The organism is Streptomyces sp. NPDC046122, from assembly GCF_056429965.1.
The window spans coordinates 5,336-20,949 of the sequence record NZ_JBWKLQ010000018.1; the positions used below are offsets into that span (position 1 = coordinate 5,336).

General features: G+C 68.9%; 14 protein-coding genes and 1 pseudogene. 11 read left to right on the forward strand and 4 right to left on the reverse strand.

Annotated features, from left to right (window positions below; translation table 11 throughout):
* Positions 1 to 386: 386 nt before the first annotated feature.
* Both AC07FK_RS30630 and AC07FK_RS30635 read right to left on the reverse strand, forming a co-directional pair.
* Entirely contained in the window at positions 387 to 1,100 is a 714-nt protein-coding gene (locus AC07FK_RS30630) for an AAA family ATPase (protein ID WP_479108194.1), read from the reverse strand.
* 383 nt (positions 1,101 to 1,483) lie between these two features.
* Positions 1,484 to 2,122 carry a TetR/AcrR family transcriptional regulator gene (locus tag AC07FK_RS30635; RefSeq protein ID WP_479108195.1) on the reverse strand — a complete coding sequence of 213 codons (639 nt, stop codon included), beginning with the start codon at positions 2,120 to 2,122 and terminating at the stop codon, positions 1,484 to 1,486.
* 254 nt (positions 2,123 to 2,376) lie between these two features.
* Here AC07FK_RS30635 and AC07FK_RS30640 point away from each other — a divergent pair, with 254 nt between their 5' ends.
* Positions 2,377 to 2,529 (forward strand): hypothetical protein, encoded by a 153-nt coding sequence (locus tag AC07FK_RS30640; RefSeq protein ID WP_479108196.1) that lies wholly within the window; start codon positions 2,377 to 2,379, stop codon positions 2,527 to 2,529.
* Between the two features lie 30 nt (positions 2,530 to 2,559).
* Complete coding sequence (locus AC07FK_RS30645; RefSeq protein WP_479108197.1) at positions 2,560 to 3,192, forward strand: TMEM175 family protein; 633 nt, start codon at positions 2,560 to 2,562, stop codon at positions 3,190 to 3,192.
* A gap of 245 nt (positions 3,193 to 3,437) precedes the next feature.
* Here the strand turns inward: AC07FK_RS30645 and AC07FK_RS30650 are convergent, their stop codons facing one another.
* Positions 3,438 to 4,181, reverse strand: a complete 744-nt coding sequence (locus AC07FK_RS30650; RefSeq protein WP_479108198.1) for an SOS response-associated peptidase — start codon at positions 4,179 to 4,181, stop codon at positions 3,438 to 3,440.
* A gap of 362 nt (positions 4,182 to 4,543) precedes the next feature.
* Here AC07FK_RS30650 and AC07FK_RS30655 point away from each other — a divergent pair, with 362 nt between their 5' ends.
* Positions 4,544 to 5,719, forward strand: a complete 1,176-nt coding sequence (locus AC07FK_RS30655) for a serine hydrolase domain-containing protein (RefSeq protein ID WP_479108199.1) — start codon at positions 4,544 to 4,546, stop codon at positions 5,717 to 5,719.
* Positions 5,720 to 5,976: 257 nt separating this feature from the next.
* Here AC07FK_RS30655 and AC07FK_RS30660 read toward each other — a convergent pair whose 3' ends face one another.
* Positions 5,977 to 7,380 (reverse strand): MATE family efflux transporter, encoded by a 1,404-nt coding sequence (locus AC07FK_RS30660; protein WP_479108200.1) that lies wholly within the window; start codon positions 7,378 to 7,380, stop codon positions 5,977 to 5,979.
* Positions 7,381 to 7,490: 110 nt separating this feature from the next.
* Here AC07FK_RS30660 and AC07FK_RS30665 point away from each other — a divergent pair, with 110 nt between their 5' ends.
* From AC07FK_RS30665 to AC07FK_RS30700, 8 genes and pseudogenes are all read left to right on the forward strand, one after another.
* The gene (locus AC07FK_RS30665) at positions 7,491 to 8,015 is read left to right on the forward strand and encodes a PadR family transcriptional regulator (protein WP_479108201.1); all 525 of its coding nucleotides are present in this window, start codon (positions 7,491 to 7,493) and stop codon (positions 8,013 to 8,015) included.
* 1,435 nt (positions 8,016 to 9,450) lie between these two features.
* Positions 9,451 to 9,741, forward strand: a complete 291-nt coding sequence (locus AC07FK_RS30670; RefSeq protein ID WP_479108202.1) for an FG-GAP repeat protein — start codon at positions 9,451 to 9,453, stop codon at positions 9,739 to 9,741.
* 172 nt (positions 9,742 to 9,913) lie between these two features.
* Entirely contained in the window at positions 9,914 to 10,282 is a 369-nt protein-coding gene (locus AC07FK_RS30675; RefSeq protein ID WP_479108203.1) for a low affinity iron permease family protein, read from the forward strand.
* Positions 10,283 to 10,559: 277 nt separating this feature from the next.
* Positions 10,560 to 10,811 carry a WhiB family transcriptional regulator gene (locus AC07FK_RS30680; RefSeq protein ID WP_479108204.1) on the forward strand — a complete coding sequence of 84 codons (252 nt, stop codon included), beginning with the start codon at positions 10,560 to 10,562 and terminating at the stop codon, positions 10,809 to 10,811.
* A 725-nt stretch (positions 10,812 to 11,536) separates the two neighbouring features.
* Positions 11,537 to 12,094 (forward strand): hypothetical protein, encoded by a 558-nt coding sequence (locus AC07FK_RS30685; RefSeq protein ID WP_479108205.1) that lies wholly within the window; start codon positions 11,537 to 11,539, stop codon positions 12,092 to 12,094.
* A 186-nt stretch (positions 12,095 to 12,280) separates the two neighbouring features.
* Positions 12,281 to 13,186, forward strand: coding sequence for a DUF817 domain-containing protein (locus AC07FK_RS30690; protein WP_479108261.1), 906 nt, complete (start codon positions 12,281 to 12,283; stop codon positions 13,184 to 13,186).
* Positions 13,187 to 13,478: 292 nt separating this feature from the next.
* On the forward strand, positions 13,479 to 13,937 hold the full coding sequence (locus AC07FK_RS30695) for a nuclear transport factor 2 family protein (RefSeq protein WP_479108206.1): 459 nt from the start codon (positions 13,479 to 13,481) through the stop codon (positions 13,935 to 13,937).
* Positions 13,938 to 14,247: 310 nt separating this feature from the next.
* Positions 14,248 to 15,166, forward strand: a pseudogene (locus AC07FK_RS30700) (NADP-dependent oxidoreductase).
* The last annotated feature ends 448 nt before the right edge of the window (positions 15,167 to 15,614 follow it).

A 15,614-nucleotide genomic window follows, 5' to 3' on the forward strand; every position in this document is an offset into this window, starting at 1 on the left:
AAGAAGTTACGTCACTCATCAGGGTGGACCGGACCAGAAGGAATGGGTTTTTTTTCCCCCTCGCTTGGGAATCCTTTTGTTGGCCCCCCCCCCCCCCCCCCAGCGCCGGTCACACTCTGGCGGAACACGCTAAAGGTTCGACGGCGGACACGAGGGCACAGGTCTCCGCCGAAGAGCCGGGGCATCCGTGGACGTGGCCCGCTGCGCCTCGGCGTGGGGCCCGGCGACGTGCTGGACGAACTGTGGTCGGCCTTCCATCAAGGAATCCGTGGCGGGAGAACCCGCTGGCCGGATTCGTGATCCTCTTGCGGCTCCCGTCCTCGTTGCCGACGCGGTCGAGCCGGAGCTTCTGCATCGCCCATCTGACAAGGGCTGAGGGGGCCCACCTATGGTTCGACGATGTGTCGCAGATAGGCGTGCGGCTCGGCGAGATAGCGGCGCCAGTGATCCACAATGCCGAGCTCCCGCCAGGCGACCCTCCGCATACCGTGCTCACCGACCTCGATGATGTCCGCGCCCGGCAGTGCGGTCAGCAAAGGGGAGTGCGTGGCACAGATGACCTGGCCGCCCTCCTTGGCCAACCGATCGATGTGCCCGATCAGCTCAAGGCACGAGGAGAAGGAGAGCGCCGCCTCCGGCTCGTCGAGAACGTAGAGGCCGGCGTGAAGGAACTTCCCTCGGAACGCCGCGAGAAAGCCCTCACCGTGGCTGACATGGTCCGGCGAGAACCCCTCTCTGCCCAGGGCGTCCAGCGCGGTCTCGGCACGCAGGAAAAAGCCCTTGCGGGCTGACCAACTGCTGACCATACGGCGCCCGCGCCCTGAGGCGGCGTCGAATTTCATTCGCTCGCCGAGGGTCGACTTGCCGCGCGGGGAAGCGTAGCGCCAGTCGTGGGAGCCGCCGTAGGAGTCCAGGCCGAACCCCTCTGCCAGCGCCTCGACCAGGGTCGACTTCCCCGAGCCGTTCTCGCCGACCAGAAAGGTCACCGGTGCGGTGAACCGCAGTCCTTCATCGAGTAGCTGCCGAACGCAGGGCACCGACCAAGGCCAGGCTTCCTCGTCGTACGAGGGGAGATGGGCATACGCGCGTTCGATGATCACGCAACCAGTGTCGCCCGGACTGGGAAAGCGTATGCGCCCCGTGTAGCCGGTGCCAGTACCTCGCGCTCGTTCGGCAGGGGCTCCGGTCGGTCATGCGGCCGTTGCCATGCGTTGCAACGGCAGTGCCTCAACGCCTCCAAACTGAACTCTGCGCGTTCGAGTCGGCGGAATGCGCCAACTGTGCGAGCGGCCACGATGGTGCTGCGGCATACCAGCCGGCCTGCGTCACTCTTCCGAACCGAACCGAACCGTCTGCCGGGGCAGTCCGGGCCTCCGCTTCTGGGTGCCACGTCGGTACGTGACGTACTACCGGGACAGCGCTACGGCCCTGGACTACAGCCAGGTCGTGCCGGTCGTGGGCACCACCCCGGAAGGCCGGTCCCCTAGCGCCCCTCGCTTTGTGCGGTGTGGTCGCCGATTGTCGAGGATGCGGTGGTTGCGAAAATCCGGTTCAGGTGATGGTGGAGTACCGCGACAGCCGATTCTGGGTCCCGCTGGCCCACGAGGATGCTGGTTCCCATGGTCGCTGCCATCGCGAGCAGGCTGATCGCCTCCGTGCGGGCGTCGATGCCGGGATCGGCCAGGTCTGCCGCCTGGGCCTGTTCGAGGAGGTCGGTCAGGGCGTTCTCCGCGGCGTCGGGGTTGTCGATGAACGGTTGGGCTGCCAGCGCCTCGTTGGTCACGGACAGGATCGCGTAGGAGGTGTAGAGCAGGTGGAAGGTGCGGCTTTCCTCGTCGGTAGGGAGGGAGGCCAGCACCAGCGCCTCGATGGTGGCGCGGGGGCCCGGGTTGGGCCCTGCGGCGGTCAGGCGGGCGCCGACGCGGGCGGTGAAGCGGCCGGTCAGGTGCTTGAGACCGTAGAAGAGGAGTTTCTCCTTGGTCTCGAAGTAGTACTGCACGAGCCGGAGTGACACGCCGGCCTCGGCGGCCACGTCGCGCATGCCGACGGCGTGCAGCCCGCGCCGCCCGGCGGCCCGGATGAGTGCCTCGGCGATCTGGGTGCGCCGTTCCTCGTGGTCCACGCGCTGCCATGCCCGACGCGTAGGTCCGCAAGGGGAGACCGGCGCCGACTTCAGAGCATGCAGCCTCGGCATCACCGCATTCGCCTGCTGGAGGCCCCGCCGTCCGGGCCCAACTCCCGCAGACGCAGGGCCTCGCGTCCCAAGGGGCGCACGGCGCAGATCCTCGGCGGGTTCGCCTCACAGGCTCGAGGTGCGGGCGCTGGTGGCCGCCACCGGCGGCCGGCCGTGCAGTCGGCTGATGGGCGGCGTACGTGATGCGCAGGTCGACGATCGACTGGTTGCTGGGGTTCGCGATCTTCAGGTGCGGGGGCGAGGTGCTGTCCGAGCTGATCACCCGCTCCAGGGTCCAGGGCTCCGGGACGGCCGGCCCGGTCGATCTTCGCCAGCCGCACGTGGCTATCAGCTGATTCCTGGACGCTCACCCCTATGGTGGCGTGGTGAACGGCCACCAGCGATCGCGGGACGACGAGGGGAGCGCGGCCCGGTTCCTCGCGCTGTCGGACGGCGTCTTCGCCATCGCGATGACGCTGCTGGCGCTGGACATCACACTGCCCACCGGACTGAACCCGGCCCGTTTCGAAGAGGCGCTGGGCGATCTGGTGCCCAACCTGTGGGCGTACGCCCTCAGCTTCGTGGTCATCGCAGCGTTCTGGCGGGGCCACCACCAGATCTTTCGGTACGTGCGGGAGGTGGACGGGACAGTCATCACGTTCGGGCTGCTGAACCTGGGGCTGATCGCCCTGATGCCCTTCCCCACCATCCTCCTGGCCGAGTACGGAGAACAGTGGCAGTCGGTGGCGGTCTACTCCGGCGCCGCCGCGGCCATCGGTGCCGCACAGCTCGTGCTGACGGTCGTGCTGTGGAAGCGCCCGTGGCTGAGCAGTACGGCGTTCCCCGATGCCGTGGCGCGCAACGACGTGCTCGACCTGGCATCGATGGTGCTGATCTTCGCCGTCGCGGTGCCGCTCGCCTTCGTCTCCCCGCTGGGTGCCCAGCTTTGGTGGGTGCTGCTGGTCCCGGGGAAGGTGGTGCTGGGCAGGCGGGGCAAGCGTCTGCGCGCGGCAAGCTAGGTGTCGCGGATCGAAAGGTTGGGCCACCCCAGTGCCGCACTGTTTGTGGCTGCTCAGCGGCTTGCCGAGCACCGCGCGCAACGTCTGCGGCCCGCTGCGCAGTAGTGGTGCCGCAGTCCGACCGGTGTATCGCAGCATGGCAGGAGGCGCGGGGATGTCCTCATCCGCAGGCAAACACGCGGTGACTGGGGCCCATAGGAGGGCGGCGAGGGCGACTGGATGCCTGTAGGTAGGCGGCAGCGTGATCAGTCGACCTCGTCCAGCAGGTGGGGGCCGTTGTTGCGGACATTGTTGACGGCCGTGGACACGGGCCGGGTGTTGAGCTGGCCGCCTGCGGGCTGGGCGAGCAGAGTACGGAGGTCGTCGGTGTTCTGGTGGTGCGGGTCGAGCCAGACGTCGTAGTGGTCCGGGGTGAGAGCGAGCGGCATGCGGGGATGTACCCGGCCGGCCGCGTCGGTGGCCTCGGTCGTGATGATCGTGCAGGTGGTCAGCCAGGCGGCAGGGTCGTCGCCGTTCTCGACCTCAGGGTTGCGCCAGTACTCGTACAGCCCCGCCAGGGCCATCACCTGCCCGTCGGTGGGGTGGATGAAGTACGGCTGCTTGCGCGTCTTGTTCGTCCTTTCGTCCTTGAGCGGCTCCCACTCGTAGAACCCGTCGGCCGGCAGTAGGCAGCGCCGCTTGGCGAAGGCGCGACGGAAGGCGGGCTTCTCGTGCACTGTCTCCACCCTCGCGTTGATCATCCGGGCCCCTGCCTTCGGGTCCTTCGCCCACGAAGGGACGAGTCCCCACCGCAGCGACCGTAGCGACCGCAGCTCCCGCCGGACGTCATCGCCTTCCTCGTGTCCGGCGCGCTCGAGAATCGCGTAGACATCGTCGGTGGGAGCCACGTTCCAGCTGGGCGCCAGCTTCTCGTCGGGAAACCAGTCGGTGACCTTGAAGAGCCGGGTCAGGTCCTCGGGACCGCGGGTTGAGGCGTAACGACCGCACATCCCACCACTCTGCCACGGCATCGGACCGGGCCCTCGGAGTGACCTGCTCCAACACACGGACCCGCTCGAAGGGGTCGGCGTTCTGGCGGTCGGGCCGTGGACGAAACGGCCAAGCCCTTGACGGCTGAAGAAACTGCCCACCCCGGCGGTGGGCGCCGCAGCCCCGCCGCTGTCCCGGCCCGCCCCTCGACTTCGCCCAGCGCGTCGTTGTCGCGGGCGGCGACGTGACGGCCGTCGTCCACCGGTGGCTCCTCGTGACCGGCCGTGCCGGGTGCCGGCTGTGGTGTCCATCCGGCTGGCACCCGTACGGAGGGGGCGTATGCCGGATGGCCAGTGGCCCTTGCTGTTCCTAGCCTCGGGTCATGATCTTCCGTCGTTTATGGTTATCAGCTGCGGTGCTGGCGCTGGCTGTGTCCTCTCTTCCGTCCGTTGCGGCTTCGGCCACACCACGCCCATCCGGCCCGGCTTGGTCAGTCCAGCGTGACGCCGATGTGCTGCGGGATGCCGGGGTCACCGGGGTAGCAGTCCGCCTGGAAACCTCGCGCGGGACGGTCACGGCCCGCTCCGGGGTGGGGGACCTGGTCACCCGCCGCCCCGTGCCGAAAGACGGTTACCTGCGTCTTGGCAGCACCACCAAGACGTTCGTCGCCACCGTCATGATGCAACTGGTGGGCGAAGAACGGATCTCCCTCGACCAGACAGTGGAGCAGCTGCTGCCCGGGGTCGTGTCCGGTGCAGGAAACGACGGCCGGACCATCACCGTCCGCAACCTGCTGCAACACACCAGTGGCCTGTCCGACTACATCTACGACGTCTTCCCCGAACCCAGCACCAAGACCTACTTCGGCAACCGGTGGCGTGCCTACAAGCCCGAAGAGCTGGTGGACTTGGCCATGCGCCATGAACCTGCCTTCCCGGCAGGCACCGACTGGGCGTACTCCAACACGAACTACGTGCTCGCCGGAATGATCATTAAGAAGATCACAGGCCGCACCTGGGAACGGCAGGTCCGCGACCGCATCCTGCGCCCGCTTGGCCTGCTGCACACCGACACCCCCGGCACCTGGCCCTTCCTTCCGTATCCGCACACGGCCAACTACCAGCAGTTCACCGTGGACGGCCCGATGGTCGACACCACGATTCCCTACCGTGCCTTCGACAGCGGGGCCGACGGCTCGATGACCGGCACGGCCCGCGACCTCAACCGCTTCTTCGCCGCACTGGCAAACGGACAGCTGTTGAAACCCGCCGAACTTGCGGCCATGCAGACCACTGTGCCGGTGCCGCAGAACAGCGGTCACCCGGAAGGCACCCGGGACGGCCTGGGCCTGTTCTTCACACCCCTGTCCTGCGGCGGCGGCTACCTCGGACATGGGGGAAGCGGCTTCGGATACGTCATCCGGGCAGCGACAACCACGGACGGTCAGCGCACTGTCACCGTCTCCGCGCACAGCCGCTCCGCGGACCCGCAGACCGCGGCCCGCCAGGAAGACGCACTACGCAACCTCATCGACCATGCCCTGTGCCGCACCACCTGAAAGCACCGCGGTGAGGCTCAGGCCGTTCCTGCCAAGGCGGCGGGTTGCTGCCGACCAGGGGCCGGTGTCCCGCAAGGAGCCCCGCGTCGTCTGGCGGCCACTGGCCGGCCGCCCTCTCACCCAGCGGACGACAGGGGCTTGGCCCGCCGCCCCGTCTGCCCATCCGGCGTCACCGAAGCCAACCGGTGCCTGTCCCTACGCGCCGTGGACCTTGGCCGCGGCGCCGGCCACTGTCCTGCTCCTGTTGTTCTTCGCGCTCATCGGGAAGGTCGACTGTCGGGTGCAGGGCTGTGGGGTATGGGGCTGTCGGGGTCCATGACGGAGATGCCCAGCCCTTTGGTGTCGAAGCCAGCCGTCGGCTGTTTCGTGCGCTGATACAGCCTGGCGATGGCAGTGCACTGCAGTGCCATGGACACCGCCATGGCCAGGCAGATGCCCGGAAGCCCCGAACCTGACAGGCTGTGTGCAAGGACGAGTTGGAGTGCCACGCCGCACGTGGTGATTCGCGCGAGGGCCGGGCTGCCGCCGCTGCCTTCGAACACCCCGCCCAGAGCGATGAAGCAGGCGAGAAGCACCAAGTACGGCCCCAGGCAGCGCAGATAGAGTGCCCCCGCCTCGGCCACCTCTCCCGCGCTGCCGAAGGCTCGCATGATCCACGGCCCGGCGGTGAGCAGCGTCAGGAGAGCCGTGAACCCCAGCGATCCGGCGAGGAGCAACACCTGTCGTCCGACGGCCCGCCGTTCGTCGCGTCCGGCGCCGAGCAGATGTGCGGTGTGGATGGCGGCAGCTTGGCGTATCGCGTAGAAGCTCATGGTCGCGACGTACATCGCCTTCGTCGCGATCCCGTAGGCGGCGACCTCGCTGACGCCGATCCGGGCGACGATGGCGACGAGTGCAAGCGCCCCCGCCATCCGTATGACGAAGTCGGCCGACATGGGAAGCCCGGTCGCAGCCGTCCTGCGCGCATCGGAACTGAGCGAACCCGCCGGGTTCGGGGCAGTCCGGGCGGCCTGTCGCAGTACGCCGTTGCGGCGCAGCGCCACGCAACCGCATATGAGCGCGACCGTCCTGCCCAGCACTGTCGCGATCGCCGCCCCACGCACCCCGAGGTCGAACCCCAGGATGAACAAGGGATCCAGCCCGAGAATCAGGGCGTTCGCGAGAATCGCAAGCTTCATCGGGGTGCGGGTGTCGCCCGCGCCTTTGAGGATGCCGTCTACGACGTTGGTGGCAAAGAACACCGCGATTCCTGGCAGTGCGATGGAGAAGTAGCCGGCTGTGAGGGACAGCGAGTCGCCGCCGCTGCCGCCCAGCACGAGGTGGGCGAGCGGTTCGCGGCACAGGTATCCACCGATGGCGATCAAGGGTGTGACGAGCGCCCACAACACCCATCCGCCGCGCACGGCGGAGCGCAACGCTGCCGGATCCTCCGCTCCTCTGGCTCGTGCGACGAGCACAGTCGTGCCCGAACCGGCGACGAGGATGACGCCGAGCAGCAGGTTCTCTACGTTCGTGGCGACAGCCACCGCGGCGACGGCGCCACCACCGAGCCGCGCGACCCAGGCCATGTTGATGATCCCGGCGGTGACCCCCGCCAGCAGCTCGAAGTAGACGGGATACGCCAGCGTCACCAGCCTGTTCCGGTGTTCTGCTGCCCCCATGACTGCACTCCTCTTCTCGTTGTACCTCTATTCGAGGTACAGCGAGAAGAGATAGCATGGCGGGATGGGACGGGCAAGCGCGCCGACATGCGCGAGAAGGAGCTTTGGGCATGCTGGAGCTGTCGATTCTGGGCTTCCTCTTCGAGGAGTCCCTGCACGGGTACGAGATGAAGGCCCGTATCCAGGGCCTCAGCGGCCACATCCGCCCGGTAAGTGACGGGGCGCTCTATCCCGCCATCTCTCGGCTCGTGAAAGCGGGTCTGGTCGAGCAGCGCACCGAACCTGGAAGCGGGGCCGCGCTCCGCCGGATCCTGTCCCTCACCGAAGCGGGCCGCACCGAACTGCTCTCCCGATTGCGGCACCCCAAGGAGTCCGAAATCACCGACGGGCAGCGCTTCTTCACCCTGCTTGCCTTCCTGCACCATCTCCCGGACCGGGCCGAGCAGGCCGCAGTCCTGCGCCGCCGACAGAGCTTCCTCGACATCCCGGCGAGCTTCTTCTACCGCGACGGCGAGCCCGTACGAGCCGAGGAGGCGCCCAGCATCTTCCGGCAAGGCATGCTGCGCATCGCTCGCGCCACCAGCACCGAGGAGAAGAAGTGGCTGGCCGAGGCCATCGACAGCCTGGAGCGCTGAGCCCTGTGCGCTGAGCGCGGACCGGTGGCGGCGTCACCCCGTCCCGCTCGGGGACGGTCACCGACGAGACGTCCGTCGGCGCGAGACAGGAAGACGGGTGACGTTCCCGGACGGGTCGATTTGTACCGGGCTTGCTGGAGTTACAGGGTGAGCTCCGCAATGACCCGCCGGAGGCTCGCCGTGGGGGCCGCTGGCGGGATCGTTTACGGCTTCTCCCGTTGCCGGCCCCGCGTACCGCCGTGCCAGGCGCTGCTGGACGGTCGTTCGCGCTAACTCGCTCGATGTTGCCGGCTATCGCCCGTCCCGATGAGGAACAGATCTCCCAGCAGCGGGTTCGCGCGTTTCCCGGGTGTGCCGGTCACCTGCGCACCGGGCGTGCTCGGGGTGCTTGGAGTGGGGCTGCCCGTGGGGGATGAGCTGACGCTTCCGGTGGGACTTGGGGAAGGAGTGGTAGCGGGGGGCGACTGGCTGGGGCGGCCTGTGGAGGGGCTGGGAGTCGGGGTGGCTTTTGTGGGTGGGGGAGCGGGGGTGGTGGTGGGGGCTTTGGAAGCCGGCTGCTCGGGTGGAGTGGGCGTCGCCCGGGGACGGCGAGTCGCCGTCTTGTTCCGGCCCCGGGCGGTGCTTCTGGCCGGGCGTGTGGCCGGGCGTTCGGGGGAAGTCGAGGCTTTCGGCGGCGCGGTGGCCTGCTCCGGGGGCTCGTCGGGGGACGCCTGCTGTGGGCTCGGGGTCGCCTGAGGGGCGCCGGAGGAGTGGTCGGGCAGAAGCGATGCGGTGGCCAGGCCGCCCAGCATCGCGAAGGTGGCCGCGGCAAGAGTCCGGCCGCCGTACTTCTTCCAGCGAGGCGGACGGTGGCGCGCAACCGGATGTACGGCGGCTGACCGAGACCGCGCCCCGGCTACGGTGGCGGCCCGTGGTTCGGGCCCGGTCGCGGTCGCCGACCGCGCCTGGGCTGTGGGTACGGCGGCCCAGCGAGCGGGCGTTGCGGGCTCCGCGGCGGCCGGTGCCTGGGCGGCGGGCGAGGCCGGGGGAGTGGCGTGCCGGGGAACGCCGGGGGGTTCGACGAGGCCCGGCCCTTCGTTGAGGAGGTACTCCATCGCTGCCGTGTCGACGGCCGCGGCTTTGGCGGTCCCGTCGCTCGGCGGCTGTCCGCCGGAGTCGTACGCCCCGCATTCGGGGCACGTCACGGTGCCGTTGAGAGTGCGGCGGCAGGGGACGCAGTAGTCCATGGGATCGGCCGTTCAGCGGGTGGGGCGCGGGTGGGAACCGTTGTGCGCCGGCCGGGCCGGGCAGCAGCCTCCGGTCGCGCGGAACTGGACGTCGTGCGGAAGGGGCCTGGACATGTGCGAACCTCGCTCACTCACCGGTCCGGGGATGGGTCTCCGGTTATCGAGGTCAACGGGGCGCGGCGAGTCACTGTTCATCGGGCGACCGAAACGTGGGATACGTAACTCCTGCGGTTGGCCCGTCGTCCACACCCGTTTATGCACCAGACGGCGCACTGCGGCCAGCGGATACGCCGTATCCCCGTCCTCTCCGACTGGGCGAACGTCAAGGGCGCTGCCGTGGCCAGGGCGCGGGCGAGTTCAGCAGCATCGGCCGTACCGTCGCCACGGGCGACTACGACGGCGACGGCCGGCACGACCTCGCCGCAACGTGGCAGGGCATGGAGGACTCCAGCACCTTCATCACGCGCTGGGACGACCAGGCCAAGTCGGCCCAGTGGTAGCGCGCGGCGGCCGCCGCCGCGGCGGTGCCCGGCGTGACACGCCTGACGCCGACGCCAACCGGAGTAGTGCTTCGTTGGGTTCTGCGCTGTCTCCCCCGGTGCGTCCGGCGCCCACCGTGGTTCCGGCGACCCGGTGCGTGCTCTGAACCTGAACGGGGGTACCGGCCAGGTCATGACACTTGAACATCCCGCTGAGCGCGGTGGAAACGAGCGCGGCCGCTTCGCGCACCTTGCGGAGAAGTCTTCGAACTTCACGAGCAGCCCCACGTTTTTCGGGCTGTGCCTGCTCCTCGTCGGCATCGTCATCGGCGCGCATGCGGCCAAGGTTCCGATGGCCTGGATGATGCTCGCCGGTGAGTCGATGACCGCGGTGACCCTGCTGCTCCTGGCTCTCCTCAAGAACAGCGAACGACGAGCCGAACACGCCATCCAGCGGAAGCTCGACGCGATCGCCGCTGCTCTGATCGAACTGCGGGAAGACGAGCCAGGTCCCGCCCAGCGGGACCTGCAAGAGGCGATACGCGTCGAGGACCAGACGTGACCGAGCCAGGGCACGCCACGCTTCTCACTGAGCCAGTCGCCCGGGAGCAGGACGAACACGGTTGAGGTCCACTGCCGTTCGGCCACGGGCCCACATGGCGATGCCGTCGCCGCCCTCCAGGGCGCTGGTCCAATGGGCGGCGAAGGAGGAAGGCGACAGTGACGGTTCACGCGGCCGGTTCAGAAATCGACTGTCGATTACCCGCTCTGCTGCATACAGCTGCCGATAACGGTCAGGCGAACGAGAAGCATCCGGCGACGTGAATGGAGGCACGACGATGAACTGGCGTCACAAGGCCGCCTGTCGGCGGGAAGACCCTGACCTGTTCTTTCCCATCGGCACCGGTGGCCCAGCCATGCTTCAGGTCGAGGAGGCGAAGGCAGTATGCCGCCGGTGCCCGGTTATGGACGAGTGCCTGAAATGGGCCCTTGAAGGGGGTCAGGACATGGGCGTGTGCGGCGGCCTGAGCGAAGATGAGCGGCGTGCTCTCAAGCGCCGGACGACCAGGGCCGCCCGAGCCCGGACGTAAGCCTGATCTCACCAGCGTTCCATGGTGGTGGAGGCGTCGCGGCCCCCTTCGCTCCGGTGGGAGTGGTCCTACCGGTCGCCGTGGTGCCGTCCCCCCAGCCCCGCCGACGCTCGGGTGGACGTGCTCATGCGGGGACCAGCCGGTGTACCTCGACGGGCCCGGCCGATTACTGCTCTTGTTGTCAAGCCACTGCCGTGACGGGTGGTGCCGGTTTGTAGCACCGCCCGTCTCGGAGCAGGCCCACGGAACGTTGACCCGTCGGCGGGCGGGAGCGAGCACCGCCTGAGTATGGCGTTTGCGTCGGCGCGTTCGTGGTCGTGACAGCGGCGGGACTCGTCGCAGCAGCGGATGTGATCGACGCTGAAGTGATCGTGCTCGGCACGAGGAGATCCCCCCGCCTGACGGTCAGCGATAGGGAGCACCTCGAGCACGACCCCCGGGTTCTTCTCCCGACCCGCCCGAATGCTTCCGAGTGAACCGGGGAAGTCCCGCTCCGGGGCCGGCCCCGGAGCGCGGTGCGTCGCGGTTACCGCGGCGCCACGGCCGGCCATGGTCCGCGTCTTGCACGTTTGCCCGGGGAGCGCGGTGGAAGAGTGGACCCCAATGACTGGCCGGCCGAGTCGCTGGCGGAACGGCCAATTTCTCCTCGACGTATTGAACAGAACAGGGGTCCGCCGTTGCGCCTCTACGCCCAGACTTCCGCACGCCGGAACTGCCAGGTTCTCGTGGACCTGATCGCCATGGCCCTGATCGCCCTCACGGTGTGGGCGGCACTCTTCGTCCGCGACGTGATCATGCGGCTGGCCGAGCCGGGGCGGAAGGTCGAGAGCTCCGGAGACGGACTCGCCGAGGAACTCGGCAACGCCGGGGACGCGGCGTCGGACGTACCGCTCATCGGCGACGTCCTCAAGAAGCCGCTCCAGTCCGCAGCCGACGCCAGTACCGGCTTCGCGGACGCCGGCGCTTCGCTCCAGGAGACCGTCACCCAGGTCGCCGACGTGACGACCACGGCTCTCATCGTCGTCCTGGTGCTCCTCATCTTGGTTCTGTGGCTCCCCCCGCGCCTTCTCTGGATTCGCCGCGGCATGATCGTCCGCCGTCTCGCCGACGCGCCGGGCGGTGCCGACCTGCTCGCCCTGCGCGCCCTCACCGGCCCGCCGGCCGTCCTCGTCAAGCTGCCCACCCCGCCCGGCGGATTCGCCGAAGCCTGGCGTCGGGGCGACCAAGGGGTCATCGCCACCCTCAGCGCGGCGGCCCTCGCACACGCTGGCCTGCGCCCCTGACGCACGGCGCCCGCACCGGCCGGTTGTGGTTCGGGCGTCGGGTTCGGGTGCCGGATGCGGGCGTCGGAAGCGTGCGTCGGATACGAGGGCCGGTTGGCGGCATGGGGCGCGCCGTAGCAGTCGGAACGGTGTGTGCTTCACGTCTCGCCGTGCAACCGCGGTCCCCTGGTCGGGCGTCTCGTCGGTGTGACATCCAAGCAACACGCGTTTCGACAGGTTTTCCTTTTCGGGTGGCAGCAGGCGCGCTGCTGCGCCTTCGCGGTGGCGCTCGTCGGTGGTGTGGCCGTTTCGGATCTGTTGCCGGAACTTCCCGTAGCGCGCTACGACCTTCTGCTCGGTTACGGCTTGCTGCTGACCGTGCTGGCCCGTCGGCTGGGATGGGACACCGCCCGGGACACCGCGGTGATCGCCGCCTGTCACCTCATCGGATTGCTGTTCGAACTGGTCAAGGTGCACCTCGGTTCCTGGAGCTACCCCGAGGACGCCGTCACCAAGTTCGGGGGTGTGCCGCTGTACGGGGGGTTCCTCTACTCCGCCGTCGGCAGCTACGTCTGCCGGGCCTGGCGGCTGATGTCGGTCGAGCTCACCGCTTACCGGCCGCGCGTGATGGTGCCACTGGCCGCTGCCGTGTACGTCAACTTCTTCAGCCATCACTGGCTGCCCGACGCCCGTTGGCTTCTCGCCGGTCTCATCCTGCTCGCCACCAGCGGGACCTCGGTCAGTTACCTGGTGGGGCAGCGGCGATACCGTATGCCGCTCGCCCTGAGCTTCCTCCTGATCGGCTTCTTCCTCTGGATCGCGGAGAACGCCGCCACCTACGTCGGAGCATGGAGCTACCCCGATCAACTCCATGGATGGCAGCCGGTCTCCCCGATGAAGATCGGCGCCTGGGCGCTGTTGATCAGCGTCACCTTCGTCCTGGTCGCCGGACGCCGCCGCGCGGCCCAAGGTACTTCTTCGCCCCCTCCTCCGCCGCTCCGCCACTCGGAGGCCGCGCCCGGCTCTCCCGGTAGCCTGCCCGCACACGCGCAGACCGCTCCGCCGGATCTCCGCCACGAACCGTCACGCATTCCGGAGTCACGCAGCCACTGATCCCGTCGGCCAGAGGGCCCGCGGCATTACGACGCTCACCGGCTGTGTCTCCGTAGCCATGTTTGGTCCGTTGGACGACTGGCTCCGTGAGATTCTGCGGGCACTCGGTACCAGGAGTCTGGACGCTGCTGGGTCGCCTTCTCCCGGTATCTGCGCGTACCCGCTGCCGACGCGTAATCTCTCGTCCGCGTTACCCCCGAGGTAATCGACCGCTCTCACCCCTCCCGGCAGTATCAAGCGCAACGACGGGAACCCCCCGCCGGGAGCCGGCCGCAGCCGCGAGGAGAGCGTCATGTCCGTCAAGCCCACCGCCACCACGGCGAGTTCAGCCAACACCCCCGGTTCGGACGCCGACGCCACCCGGGCCGTGGTGCAGGAGTTCCTTGCCGCCCGGGTGGCCGGGGACACCGGGCGGCTCGTCGAGATCTTCGCCGACAAGGTCGACTGGCTGCTCGCCGAGAACCCCGCCGTCCCGTGGATCCGTCCCCGGTCCACCGGTGCAGAATGCGCCGCACAGTTCACGGAATTGATGGAGTACACCGTGCCCGACGACGCGCGCGCCTCCGTCGACACCTTCCTCGTGGACGGAACCGAAGCCGTCCTGATGGGGCACCTGTCAGGGACCGTACGCGCGACGGGAAAGACCTTCGAAGGCCCGTTCGCTCTGCACCTCACCGTCGAGGACGGCCGTATCACCCGGCACCACCTGTATGAGAACGGCCTGTCGATCGCCGAGGCGTGCACCCCCTGAGGTGGCGGGCGGCCGGGCGTCGAAGGACTGTTCTGCGCGGCCGACGGCGCGGTCCGCGCTCGCGGGTTGGCAGAGCACTGCCGTATCGCTCCAGCGGCAGCGCAGGCGAGCCACGCCCGTCCTGCCTGTCCTCCTGCACCCCGCCCCCGGCCGTACCCGTTCCTCCGCGCCGCCCGTTTCGCCGTAGCCCTCCCCGGCAACCCATAAACAACGATCACTGGGCAGGGCCCGGAGAACCACTGACGAAAGGCGCACCATGGGACACGACGCTGCAGGTACCCCCGACAGTGGCCGTGGCAGCGGCAGCGACATGAGGGCGATGACGTACTCGGCCTTCGGCGGACCGGAAGTCCTCACGGAGACCCGGCAGCCGCGCCCCAAGGTCGGACCCGGTGAGGTTCTCGTACGCGTGCGGCGTGCGGCGGTCAATCCGGTCGACTGGAAGATCATGGCTGGGGGTCTGAAGGGCCTGATGGAAGCGTTCTTCCCCGTGGTGCCCGGCTGGGACGTCGCCGGAGTCGTCGAGCAAGTGGGTATCGACGCGCCCGAGTTCTCGGTGGGAGACGAGGTCATCGCCTATGCGCGTAAGGACTACGTGCACGGTGGGACTTTCGCCGAGTTCGTCACCGTGCCCGTGCGCGCCCTCGCCCGCCGGCCCGCGTCCCTGACCTGGGACCAGGCCGCGGGCCTGCCGCTGGCCGGTCTCGCGGCGTACCAGGTGCTGACGCGTCTGGGAACCGGTCCGGGTGACACCGTGCTCATCCATGGCGCCGCCGGCGGAGTGGGATCCCTGGGGGTGCAGATCGCGCGTGCTCGCGGCGCCCGGGTCATCGGTACTGCCTCCCCCGCCAACCACGACCGGATCCGCGAGCTCGGCGGGGAGCCTGTGGCGTACGGGGGAGGGAGTCGTCGAACGTGTCCGGGCACTCGCGCCGGAAGGAGTGGATGTCGCCGCCGACTTCGTGGGCGGGGTACTGGACACGACACTGGCCGTCCTGCGCGAAGGCGGTCGGCACGCGTCGATCGCTGACGGCTCCGTCCTCGACTCCGGCGGGCAGTGGATGTGGGTACGGCCGAACGGCGCCGACCTGGCCGAACTGGGAGCTCTCGCGGACGCGGGGAAGCTGACCGTGCCGGTGGCGCGGACCTTCCCGCTCGAAGAGCTGGCGGACGCCTTCGCGTTGAGCCAGTCGGGGCATGTCCACGGGAAAGTCGTCGTAGCCGTCTGACCCCGCATCCCCGCACATGTTCCTGCGAACCGGAGCCCGCCGTCATCAAAGCGACCCCTACGGGCTCACTTCGACGCCGGCGCGGCCGACCGCGTGGTCGGATCCGGCCGGCCGGTGTCGACGCGCGTCACGCAACACGGCTCTGTACTGCATGCCGCCGAGACGACGCTTCGGGCGCGGTGCTTGTCGACAGGGTCGCCCTGTGGCCAGAGCTGGACGGGGATGAGAATGCCGCTGGGTGGGGGACGGATCTGTCAGGGTGTAACGACGTGGTCTGAGAGGACTGGGGCGCCGTGCCGTGGCGCGTCAGTGTGTGGGTGATGTGAGGTGGTCGAAGCCGAGCGGCTCCCCGGCCGGCCCCACATCACCACCTGTCAGTGTCCGCGTGGAGCTTTGGCCGTACGCCGCCCCCCGGCGGTGAGTGAGTCGATGCAGGGCCGCTCACCAG

Coding starts and splice junctions, on each gene's coding strand:
- AC07FK_RS30640 (WP_479108196.1), top strand. CDS start 2,377: ATGCGCAGGTCGACGATCGACTGGTTGCTGGGGTTCGCGATCTTCAGG.
- AC07FK_RS30650 (WP_479108198.1), bottom strand. CDS start 4,181: ATGTGCGGTCGTTACGCCTCAACCCGCGGTCCCGAGGACCTGACCCGG.
- AC07FK_RS30655 (WP_479108199.1), top strand. CDS start 4,544: ATGATCTTCCGTCGTTTATGGTTATCAGCTGCGGTGCTGGCGCTGGCT.
- AC07FK_RS30660 (WP_479108200.1), bottom strand. CDS start 7,380: ATGGGGGCAGCAGAACACCGGAACAGGCTGGTGACGCTGGCGTATCCC.
- AC07FK_RS30665 (WP_479108201.1), top strand. CDS start 7,491: ATGCTGGAGCTGTCGATTCTGGGCTTCCTCTTCGAGGAGTCCCTGCAC.
- AC07FK_RS30675 (WP_479108203.1), top strand. CDS start 9,914: ATGACACTTGAACATCCCGCTGAGCGCGGTGGAAACGAGCGCGGCCGC.
- AC07FK_RS30680 (WP_479108204.1), top strand. CDS start 10,560: ATGAACTGGCGTCACAAGGCCGCCTGTCGGCGGGAAGACCCTGACCTG.
- AC07FK_RS30695 (WP_479108206.1), top strand. CDS start 13,479: ATGTCCGTCAAGCCCACCGCCACCACGGCGAGTTCAGCCAACACCCCC.